This is a genomic window from Streptomyces sp. NPDC002055, assembly GCF_040296705.1.
Lineage (GTDB): Bacteria > Actinomycetota > Actinomycetes > Streptomycetales > Streptomycetaceae > Streptomyces.
In genome coordinates, this window is the sequence record NZ_JBEOXS010000080.1 from 16,973 (window position 1) to 27,960 (window position 10,988).

Sequence of the window (10,988 nt, forward strand, 5' to 3'; positions counted from 1 at the left end):
GCTGCGGCTGCGGCTGCGGCTGCGGCTGCGGCTGCGGCTGCGGCTGCGGCTGCGGCTGCGGCTGCGGCTGCGGCTGCGGCTGCGGCTGCGGCTGCGGGAACGTTCCGGCCGGTGTGCGGACACGGTGTACGGAAGTCGGGGCTCGCGCGGATCCGGCGTCGGCCGCGTTGCCGGGACGATGCACCGTCAGCGGTGGAACTCCGCCCCTGACGGCGCGGTGCGGAACGGATCCCGGCCGTCGCGGGTGCTCCCCCGCGACGGCGCTCGGGCATGCGCACGCGCCGCACGCATGCTGCCGTGATGCCATACGCCCCGTTACCCCCGTCGCCCGACCGCACGGCGAGGACTGCCCCCGGCCGTGGGTGTCGGACCGTCTCCCTACTATGCCGGTAGAAACAAGACGCGTTACAGGGGGATCGGGTTCCCGCTGCGCCACGGATGCCGCGGCGGAGCGCGGAGGTGACGAACGAGAGGGGCGGACGGGGGGCCTCGGCCGCGTACGGCCGGGGATGTCGCGGAACGAACGGAAGGCGGACGGGGGGACGGTGAGCGGACGGGCTACGCGGGCGGGATGCGAGGACGGGATGCGCACGGCGCAGCGAGGCGCCGCCGGGACTGCGGCGGGACGTGGGCCAGACGCCCGGCGACGGGGGCAAACCGGGCGCGTGCCGGGGCAGTCGGACGTGGCACGGCCCCACGACCAGCGGTGCCCGCGGACATGGGGGGATTTGTCCATGCGCGTTGCCTCTCCGTCCCGGCACACCGGCCCTTCGGCGCACGACGTGACGTACGGGACAGCGCCCCGCGGTGAACGGCCCTGCCCGATCGGCGCTCGTGGTGATTAGGCTTGGGTCCGGGCGCGGTGGCAGAACCTCACGACAGGGCAGCCGCGTCACAACGGGGGAAAGGTCAAGCGGCCGGACAGATCGATACGGCCGCCCCCCTGCCGCGTTCCAGTGAACAGGCGAACAGGCGAACAGGGTTGAAAGACCACACCAGGAGGCATTGTGAGCAGCGATCGGGACGAGATCCGCGCGGGCGGAGGGACCCCCGGCGAGGATCGGTCCGACGCAGAGCCTGAGAACACGGGCGAGTTCACCATCGACTACACGCCGCCTGCCTGGTACACGCAGAACTCCTCGTCGGGGAGCGGTGCGAGTCGGGCGGAAACGGAATCCGGAGAGGACGACGGCGGACAGCCCGCCGGCACCGGAGCCTCCGCTTCCACGCCCGCCACCCCCTCGTCGTCGAGCGACCCGGCGGCGATTCCCGGGATACCGGCGAGCAGCGGCTTCCGGACCACCTGGACGCCGCCGACTCCGCCCGCCGCGCAGACGCCCGGCGTACCGCCGGTGCAGACTCCGGCGGCTGCGCAGACCCCGCCTGCCGACGCGGCACCGCCCGAGCCACGGGACGCGCAGACGCCGCCTCCGCCTGCCCCACAGTTCCCCGCTCCGCAGTTCCCGGTCCCGAACTTCCCTGCTCCGCGCGCCGAAGCGGCTCCCGTCACGGAGCAGCCCGCCACACCGCAGGCCGGCGGCGGGGCGTCCGGGGACGCCGGGACCGCGGCGGCGGCGAGTGCCGAGGCCGGCGCCGTGCCGCCTCCGGTGCTGCCCTCCTTCGCCGCTCCTGCCGCTTCCGGCGCCGGGGACGCCGATCGCGGCGGCGACCGGGACGCGAGCCTGTCCGAGGGCCGTGCGGCGGACGGCGGACGGGACGGAGGCGCCTCCGCGGCGGAGGACCGCGGCGAGGGCTCCGATGTGTCGGCGCTCTCGCCCCTGTCTCCGCTGTCCGGGCCGGAAGCGGAATCCGTGGGAACGGCGGCCTCGGAGGAGTCCGCAGGGCTGCTCGCGAAGCCGGGTGACGACGCGGAGCCGGCTGCCGGGGCCGCTGCCGCCGATGCGGCTCCTTCCGAGGCTTCCGAGGCTTCCGACGGATTCGACGACGCCGAGAGCGCGGACGACACCGCCGACGGCCCGGCGGAAGGCGGCTCCCGCACCGGTGGTACGGAGAGCACGGACGGGTCGGACGGCGATGTTCCGCCGGCCCTCACCGTGCCGCTCGCCGCGCCGGAGGAGGCGCCCGAGGAGACGGACGCGGACCCGGCTGCCGAACCGGTCGGCGAGGAGCAGCTCTCCGACGCCCTGGGCACGTCCGGCGATGCCGACACCACGGCGGGGGACGACCGTGCTGCCGACGGCGGCGGCGGTGACGATGACGCCTCCGGTTCCGGTTCCGGTGACGCGGCCTCGGGCGGGGCGGCCCCGGACCGCGCGCCCTTCGACGACGGTGACCTGCAGAGCGCGTCCACGATGCGCATCTCGGCGGCGGCGCTCCGTCGCCACGCCGAAGAGGTCGAAGCCCAGAAGGCGAAGGCGCAGCAGGAGGACGCGGGCTCCCGTCCCGCGGAGCCCACCGACGCCGCTCCGGCCTGGACGCCGCCCCCCGTCCCCGAGAAGCCGACGGCGTGGACTCCGCCGCCCGTGCCCGAGCAGGCGACGCGCTGGACGCCGCCGCCGGTGCCCGAGCAGTCCACCCCCTGGACCCCGCCGCCGGTCCCGGAGAAGTCCACGCCGCCGCAGCCTCCGGCGCCCGAGCAGTCTCCCGCGCCGACGGCGTGGACTCCGCCGCCGGTGCCGCAGGACCAACTGCCGCCACTGCCGCCGTCCTTCCGGCCCGCCGCCGGGGACGACGAGCCGTCGGCCCCGCCTGCTGCCCCCACCCCCGCCGTGCCCAGCGACGAGCAGCCCCCGGTGCCGCCGGTGCCGCCCGCTCCCGGCCCGGCGAACGGGACGGACACGGGCGACGCCGACGCGACCTCGGCTACGCCCGCGCCCGCGCCCGCACCCGCGCCCGCGCCCGCGCCCGACACGAGCGGTGGCCCGGCGACCGGTCCCCAGGCCGTCGGCCCTCAGGGTGCCGGTCCGCAGGGTGCCGGTCCGCAGGGTGCCGGTCCGCAGGGTGCCGGTCCGCAGGCCGGTGGTCCGCAGGCCGCTGGTCCGCAGGCCGGTGGCCCGCAGGCCGGTGGTCTTCCGGCAGGCGGCGCCGGTCACGGCCATCCGCAGCCGGCCACGGCGTGGACGCCTCCCGGCAGCGGTACGGGAGCCGGCCAGGGCGCGGGTCCCGCCGGTGCGGTGCCCCAGCAGGGTGGGTACGGCTACCCCCATGCCGGTGGCCCGTCCGTACCGCCGCAGGCACCTGCTCCGGGGCCCGACACGCCCGGCCCGGCCGCCGACGGTCCTGCTCCCCAGGGTCCGGCGGTGGGCGGCCCGGTTCCGCATGCCCCGATGGCCGACGGCCCGGCCGGGACCGTGCCGCCCGTCGGCACCGGCCCGGCGGAAGCCCCGGCACCCCAGGTGCCCGAGCAGCGCACCGAGCCGCCGCAGCCGTACCCGTCGCACCAGCCCGGACAGCAGTCCCAGCCGGGGCCGGGCCCGCAGGCCGGGCAGCCCCAGCCGGGGCAGCCGATGCCGCCCGTCGCCCCCGGCCCGGTCGCCCCTGGCCCCGTCGCGCCCGGTCCGGTCGCCCCCGGTCCGCAGGCGGAAGGGCCCGGCGAGGCGGGTCCGGCCATGCCGCCGGCAGTCGCGCCGCAGCAGCCCGCGCAGTCGTTCCCGCAGTCCGGTTACGGATACCCCCCGGCCGCGGGCCAGGGTGCGCCCGTGGCCCCGCCGAACGCCGAGGGCGCACCGCAGCCGTACCCGGCACACGGCGAGCAGGTGCCCCAGCAGCCGTACCCGGGACAGGGCGGGCAGCCTCCGCACGAGCCCCAGGCCGCCCCCGCCGACCCCCGGACCGGCGCCTGGCCCAGCCCGGATCAGAGCTCCGGCCAGGGCGCGCCGCTCGGCTACACGGCCGCGGTGGAGCTGTCGTCGGACCGGCTGCTGCGCAACACCAAGCAGAAGCCCAAGAGCAAGAACACCGGCCCCTCGTCGCGGTTCAAGATCGGCGGCAAGGCGGCCGAGGCCGAGCGTCAGCGCAAGCTGGAGCTGATCCGGACGCCGGTGCTCTCCTGCTACCGGATCGCGGTGATCAGCCTCAAGGGCGGCGTCGGCAAGACCACGACGACCACCGCGCTGGGCGCCACGCTGGCGACGGAGCGTCAGGACAAGATCCTGGCCATCGACGCCAACCCGGACGCCGGCACGCTCGGCCGCCGGGTGCGCCGCGAGACGGGTGCGACCATCCGCGACCTGGTGCAGGCGATCCCGTACCTGAACAGCTACATGGACATCCGCCGGTTCACCTCGCAGGCGCCCTCCGGACTGGAGATCATCGCCAACGACGTGGACCCCGCGGTCTCCACGACGTTCAACGACGAGGACTACCGCCGCGCGATCGACGTACTCGGCAAGCAGTACCCGATCATCCTCACCGACTCGGGCACCGGTCTGCTCTACAGCGCGATGCGCGGAGTGCTCGATCTCGCCGACCAGTTGATCATCATCTCGACGCCGTCCGTGGACGGTGCGAGCAGTGCGAGCACCACGCTGGACTGGCTCTCGGCGCACGGCTACGCCGACCTGGTGCAGCGCAGCCTCACCGTCATCTCCGGGGTGCGCGAGACCGGAAAGATGATCAAGGTCGACGACATCGTGTCGCACTTCCGGACGCGCTGCCGCGGGGTGATCGTGGTGCCGTTCGACGAGCATCTGTCGGCGGGTGCGGAGGTCGACCTCGACATGATGCGGCCGAAGACCCGTGAGGCGTACTTCAACCTGTCCGCGATGGTCGCCGAGGACTTCATCCGCGCCCAGCAGCAGCAGGGGCTGTGGACCGCGGACGGCAACCCGCCGCCGCACCTGGCCCCGCCGATGCCGAACCAGCAGTACGCACCCCCGCAGGGGCACCCGCAGCAGGGCGCGCCGGGGTACCCGCCGCCGGCCCAGCAGGGATACCCGCAGCCCCCGCAGGCGGCCCAGCCGCCGCAGGGCCCGCCCTACGGGCAGCCGCCCGCACAGCCCGCAGTCGACCCGCAGACGGGGCACCCGCTGCCCGCGGAACCGGCAAACCCGCACGGCCCGCAGCAGCCGCCGGCGCAGCAGGCCGGGTGGCCCGGCCAGCCGTACCCGGGCGGGCCGGTTCAGGCGGCACAGCCCGGGACTCCGGCCCAGCCGGGCCACCCGGCACCGCCGCAGCAGCCCGGTCAGCAGCCCTTCCCCGGCCAGGTGCCGCAGCACGGCCAGGTGCCGCAACCCGCTCAGGTGCCGCAGCCCGCTCAGCCGGAGCAGCCCGGGTGGCCCATGCCCCCGGGGCAGCCCGGCGCCGCAGCGCCCGGGCAGCCCGCGCCGGGCCAGGCGCCTCCCGGGTGGCCGCAGCAGCCCCAGCCGGGGCAGCCCGGACAGCCGCCGCAGCCGGATTCCGGTTACGGCTTCCCCCAGCCGGGGCAACCCCCGCAGCCCGGCGCCGGGTACGGCTTCCCGCCACCGGGACAGCCCGGACAGCCTCCGCAGCCCGGTTCCGGATACGGCTTCCCGCCACCGGCCGCACCGCAGCAGCCCGACGGACAGGCCTACCCGGCGCCGGGCGGGCAGCCGCCCGCGCAGCCGGGACAGCCGCCGCAGCCCGACCAGCCGGCTCCGGAGGGCACCCAGCCCCCGCAGCCCGGCACCGGATACGGCTTCCCGCCGCCGGCACCGCCGCAGCAGCAGTAGGAGCGGTGGCGCCGTCCCTGTGGGACATGGGGCGGCGCCGGATGACACGAAAGGGGAGGGCCCGAGCGCATCCGCTCGGGCCCTCCCCTTTCGTCGTCGCTGCTCCGGCCGCTTTCGTCGTCGCGGTTCCGGCCACTTTCGTCGTCGCGGTTCCGGGCGCCAACCGGCGGGCAGGAGGACGGGCGACCGGGCCGTCCCTCCTGGCGCTCAGCCCCGCACGGCACTCAGCGCGCGTTCGTGGCGGCCTCGCGCTCAGCGCGCGGCGCGCGCCGCCTCATCGGCGGCGACCAGCTCCCGCGAGCGCTTGACGTCGTCGGCGATGCCGTCCAGCAGCGCCTCGATGGAGGCGAACTTCTCCTGCCCGCGCAGGTAGGCGAGGAAGTCCACGGCCACGTGCAGGCCGTACAGATCCAGGCCCACCCGGTCGATCGCGTACGCCTCGACGGTCCGCTCGGTGCCGTCGAACTGCGGGTTCGTGCCGACCGAGATCGCGGCGGGCATCGCCTCGCCGGCGACCTCCAGCCATCCCGCGTAGACGCCGTCGGCCGGGATCGCGGTGTGCGGCAGCGTCTCCACGTTGGCCGTCGGGTAGCCGAGCTCCCGGCCGCGCTGCGCGCCGCGCACCACGACGCCCTCGACGCGGTGCGGACGCCCGAGGATCTCCATCGCCCCGGTCATGTCGCCCTCGGCGACCAGACGTCGCGTCAGGGTCGAGGAGAACGGCTCTCCGCCGCCCGCCTCCCCGCGCACGTAGAGGTCGACGACCTCGACCTCGTAGTCGTAGGTGCCGCCGAGCTCGGTCAGCAGCTCGACGTTGCCCGCCGCCTTGTGGCCGAAGCGGAAGTTGGGGCCCTCGACGACGGCCCGGGCGTGCAACTTGTCGACCAGGACCTTGACCACGAAGTCGGCCGGCGAGAGCTTCGAGAACTCCTGGGTGAACGGCAGGATGAGCACGGCGTCCACGCCCAGCTCGGCCATCAGCTCGGCCCGCCGGTGGTGCGGGGCGAGCAGCGGCGGGTGGCTGCCGGGGCGCACGACCTCGCTGGGGTGCGGATCGAAGGTGACGACCACCGACGGGACGCCCAGCTCACGCGCGCGGGCGACGGCACGCCCGATGATCAGCTGGTGCCCGCGGTGCACACCGTCATAGGAGCCGATGGTGACGACGCTGCGTCCCCAGCCCTCGGGGATGTCCTCCAAGCCACGCCAGCGCTGCACTGTGACCGCTCCTCGCCCGAACCTGTGTACGTGATTCCTGCCCTTACGCAGGTCTAAGACTGCCATGCCGGGTGCCTGGGCCCGGCATCGGCATCGGACGGCGGGGCTCCGGGCGCGGCCGGAAGGACGCGGTCCGCCGGGTCCGCGTCCGCCGTCGGCTCCTCCGGTGTCTTGAGCAGGCGGCGGGCCGCGGGACCCACCACGGCCGTCCACTCCCCGGGAGCTCCCACCAGCCACTCCCGTACCTGCCGCCCGAAGCCCCGCCGCTGCCGGGCCAGCTCCGTCAGCCGCCGGTCGAAGGCCGCGGCGCCCTCCGGCGTCCGTGCCATCAGCAGCCCGGTCCGGTGCAGCAGTTCGCGGGTCGCCTCCTCGGCCCGCAGGTCCGCGCCGTCGGCCAATGCCGCCAGCAGAGCGTCCGGCACGGCGCAGTCCGCGTCCCGCGCCGCGTTCTCCTCGTGCTCCAGCAACGCGTCCAGCAGTTCCCGGCGCAGGGGCTCCGCGGTCCGGCTGCCGGGGGCGGCCAGCGCGGGCACCAGCGCGCTGCGCACCTGCGGGGGCTGCTCCGCCAACAGGTCGGTGAACAGGGGCAGGAGCACCTCCCGGGCCCCGGGGCCGTGCTCGGTCAGGCGCGCCAGGAACACGGCCGCGTGCCGCGCACCTTCCGGCCGGGCCGCCACGTAGGTGCGCACCAGGGCGGCCGCGCGCCGGGCGAGGGCCGGCACGGTCGGGTCCGCCAGGGCGAGCAGCACGTCGGCCGCGGCCTCTCCCGGCTCGTTCAGCCGCAGGCGGAAGGCGTCGAGCACCGGCTCGGGGTGGGTGGTGAGCGCGGGCGCCAGTGCGCTCGGCGGCAGCTGGGGATCGCCGGTGGCGAACCGCGCCAGGGCCTGCGGAAGGTGGCGCAACCGGGTCTCGGGGTCCCGGACCAGCAGGGCGAGGGCCGCACCGTGGTGGGAGGCGGCGTCCGGGCGGATGAGCAGGGCGAGCGCGGCGTGCCGCAGCAGGGCGCGGTCGGCGTCCAGATCCGTGTGCCGGGCTGCGGCCGGGCCGAACGCCGCGGCCGCCGCGTGCCACTCGGCCCGGCCGGCCCGCGCCCAGCGGTGCACCGCGCGGCAGACGGCGGACGGCTCGTCCTCGGCGAGCGCGGCGAGCAGTTCCTCGGCGCGCGGGTGCCCGGCCGCGACGAGCGCGTCGGTGAGCCCGTCGGTGTCCCGCCGGCGGTGCGTGTGGAGCAGCGCCTGCGCGGCCGTGGCGACGGTGGGGTGGGGAACGGTCCCGGCCCCCGGTCCGCCGGCCCCGGGCGCGGTCCGCAGCGGGCGGTCGTCGTCGAACCAGCGGCAGAGTACGGGCTGCGCACCCGCCGGGTCGTCGCGCAGTTGCGCGCTCACGACGTCCAGGAACCGTGCCTGACGGGGCCCCGGGGTGCCCGGCGGCGCGTCGGCGGGGAGCAGCGGCCGCAGCAGGCCGAGCCGGGTCTCCGTGTCGAGCGCGAGACAGGCCCAGAAGGCCGGGCCGAACGCGTCGAGCCCGGTACCGCCGAAACCGCCGGCCAGGACCGAGCGCTGGGCGATGTGCTCGGCGAGGGAGTGCAGCAGGCTCCGGTACGGCCGGGCGTCGGGGAGCCGCCGCACCGTCTCCCCCAGCAGTCGGCAGGCCCACCAGAAGGCGTGGTCCGCGCCCGGGGCGGACCGCGGGCGCCACCCCGCAGCAGCGCCCGCGGCCCGCGGGGAGCCGGCCGTCGTCCCCGGAGCGCCGGCCGCCCGGCCGCGTCGGACGGGCTCGGAGGCGGGGGCCTGTGCCGGAATCCACTGCTCGGCTGCGGGTGTCCCGAGGCCCCGGTCGCAGGCCTGCGGGCCCGGCGGGACGGCGCCCTGCCGCTCGGGGCGGTGGCCGCGCGCGTCGCCCGACTGCTGGCCGGGGAGCAGCCCGGGCGGAAGGGCGCCGGGGAACGGCACCGGACCGGGGACGGCGGGAGCCGCGGCGTCCCGCGGCGGACGCTGGTGGCCCACGCGCGCTCCCGAGCCGGGCGTTGCCGAGCCGTGCGTTGCCGAGTCGTGCGTTGCCGGGCAGGGTCCCTGCGAGCCCGGCGTCGATGAGCCGACTGCCCCGGGGCCGAGCGCTCCCGAGCCGGGGGCCTGCGAACCGGACGCCCCCCGGCCGGCCGGCTGCCCGGCGCCCGGCCGCTCCCCGGGTCCTCGCCCCTCCGCAGGCCGCGGGCTCGCGGCGTCCGCCGAGCTCAGGGGATGCTGTGCCCAGGGCCCGGGTACGGTCGCCAGGGCCTGCACCGCCTCCACCAATCCCCGCAGGTGGGCGTCCAGTCGGGCCGGGCCCGACTGCTGTTCGAGGAGGAGCAGCGCCTGGACCACGGGGCCGATCCGGTGGCGTGGCACGGGCAGCGGGACGGCCGGACGCTGCGGTTCCGCCCCGTGCACCGACTCCTTCCGGAAGGTGCCGTTCCCCAGCAGCTTCGCGTACCCGGTCCCCCCGTGCCCGTCGGCTTCCCCGGCCTCGCCGGCCTCCCCGTGCGGGCCGCGGCCTGTGTGCGGGTACTCGTCCCCGTGCCGACCGTGGCCCGGGTGCGGGTACTCGTCCCCGTACGGACCGTGGCCCGGGTGCGGGTGCTCGCCCCCGTACGCCCCGCGCACGGCGGCTCCGCCGTGCTCACCCGGCCGGCCCGGCTCACCCGGTTCGCCCAGGTCAGGGGATCGGGTGTGTTCCTCCGCCGAGGTCGCCCGCCGCGTCCGCCGCCCGAAGCGCCGGCGGCCGCGCGCCCGGGGTTCCGGCTCCGCGCCCCCACCGGGCCCGTCGCCGTCCGCCCGTCCGGACTCCGCTCCCGCCCCGGGGGCGTCCCCTCCGAGGCCGTCGCACCAGCGGTGCACCAGGGCGTGCAGGGCCGGGCCGAGGTCCAGATGGTGGGCCTGCAGCCAGTCCGCGAACTCCTCGTGGGCGAAGCGGTATCCGGTCCCCGCCGGGACCAGGAGCCCCGCGCCGAGCACCGCGGCGGCCCAGCCGGTCCGGGAGGGGAAGACCTCCTCGAACGCCGCCGCGTCCAGCTCCCCCTGCCCCGGCCCGAGGCAGCGCCGGGCCGCGTCGTGCACCTGTCCGGCCACCCGCGCCGCCAGACGGCGCACGGCCGCTCCGCGCAGCGGCGGGTCCTCCGCGGCGGCGAGCCGGGCGGCGATCCGCAGACACATCAGGTCGAGATGGGCGGCGAAGACGTCCGCACGGGTGAGCCGGGAACCGGCCGGCGCTTCCCGCCCCGAGGCGCGGCCGTCGTCCCCGGCGACCGGACCGGTCCCGGCCGAGGACGCCACCGTCCCCCGGGCCCCGTCGCCTTCGGCCGGAACGTGCGCCCCGCCGCCGGTCTTCCCGCCGCCGATCTCCCGGTCGCCGGTCTCCCCGTCGGCGCTCCGGCGGTCCGGCCCGCCGGCCTCGCCACCGCCCCGTCCTCCGGTCTCCGCGCCGTCCTCCGCACCGGAGAACTCCGCTCCCGGCTCCCCCGCCCCTCCGCGGGCCGCGCCGGTGGCCGGTCCTCCGGAGCCGTTCGCCGCCGCGGCGCCCTCGGCCGCCTCCTCGCCACGCCACTCCTCGCGCACTTCCGCGTAGAGCCGCAGCGTCAGCGGATGCGCCGCGTCCCGGTCCGTGAGCACGCCCTCGGGGATGCCGTACCGCTCACGCGCGAGCCGCGCCGCGTCCGGGGGAAGGTCCCCGAGCCGTACGCAGCCGGGCGGGCCGGGCTCCGCCGGTACGGGCTGTGCGCCGCGGGCGGGCGGGCCGGGCCGGTGGAGCGCGGGCTCGGGGAAGAGCGCCCCCAGGTGTTCCCAGTACTCCGGCCGGCAGGCCACGACGAGCCGGGCCCCGGTGGCGCGCAGCCATTCCGCGGTCTCCTCGCACCAGGCGCGCAGCCGGGGTTCCGGCACCGGCGGCATCTCCTCGGGCCCGTCGAGGACGACCAGTAACGGGCGCCCGGCCTGCCGGGCGACGGCCGCGACCCGGTCCGGGTCGACGGTCTCGCCCCGGGCGCCCCAGAGCGCACCCGCGTCCCCCACGACGGCCGTCCCGAAGGCGTCCGCCCCACCGGGACCGCGCCCGCCCCGCGGCCTACGCTGAACGGGTCCGCTC

General features: G+C 77.4%; 3 protein-coding genes and 1 pseudogene. 2 read left to right on the forward strand and 2 right to left on the reverse strand.

The features are described from left to right. Positions 1-301 (forward strand): hypothetical protein (locus ABT112_RS31545; protein ID WP_351515215.1); only part of this gene is annotated, 301 nt, incomplete at its 5' end. 706 nt (positions 302-1,007) lie between these two features. Next, on the forward strand, positions 1,008-5,651 hold the full coding sequence (locus ABT112_RS35485; protein WP_502975509.1) for an SCO5717 family growth-regulating ATPase: 4,644 nt from the start codon (positions 1,008-1,010) through the stop codon (positions 5,649-5,651). 252 nt (positions 5,652-5,903) lie between these two features. On the opposite strand, the gene ABT112_RS31560 is transcribed toward ABT112_RS35485, so the two are convergent. Beyond that, positions 5,904-6,869 (reverse strand): bifunctional riboflavin kinase/FAD synthetase, encoded by a 966-nt coding sequence (locus ABT112_RS31560; protein WP_351515216.1) that lies wholly within the window; start codon positions 6,867-6,869, stop codon positions 5,904-5,906. A gap of 53 nt (positions 6,870-6,922) precedes the next feature. After that, positions 6,923-10,988: pseudogene (locus ABT112_RS31565) on the reverse strand (hypothetical protein); the annotation flags it as partial.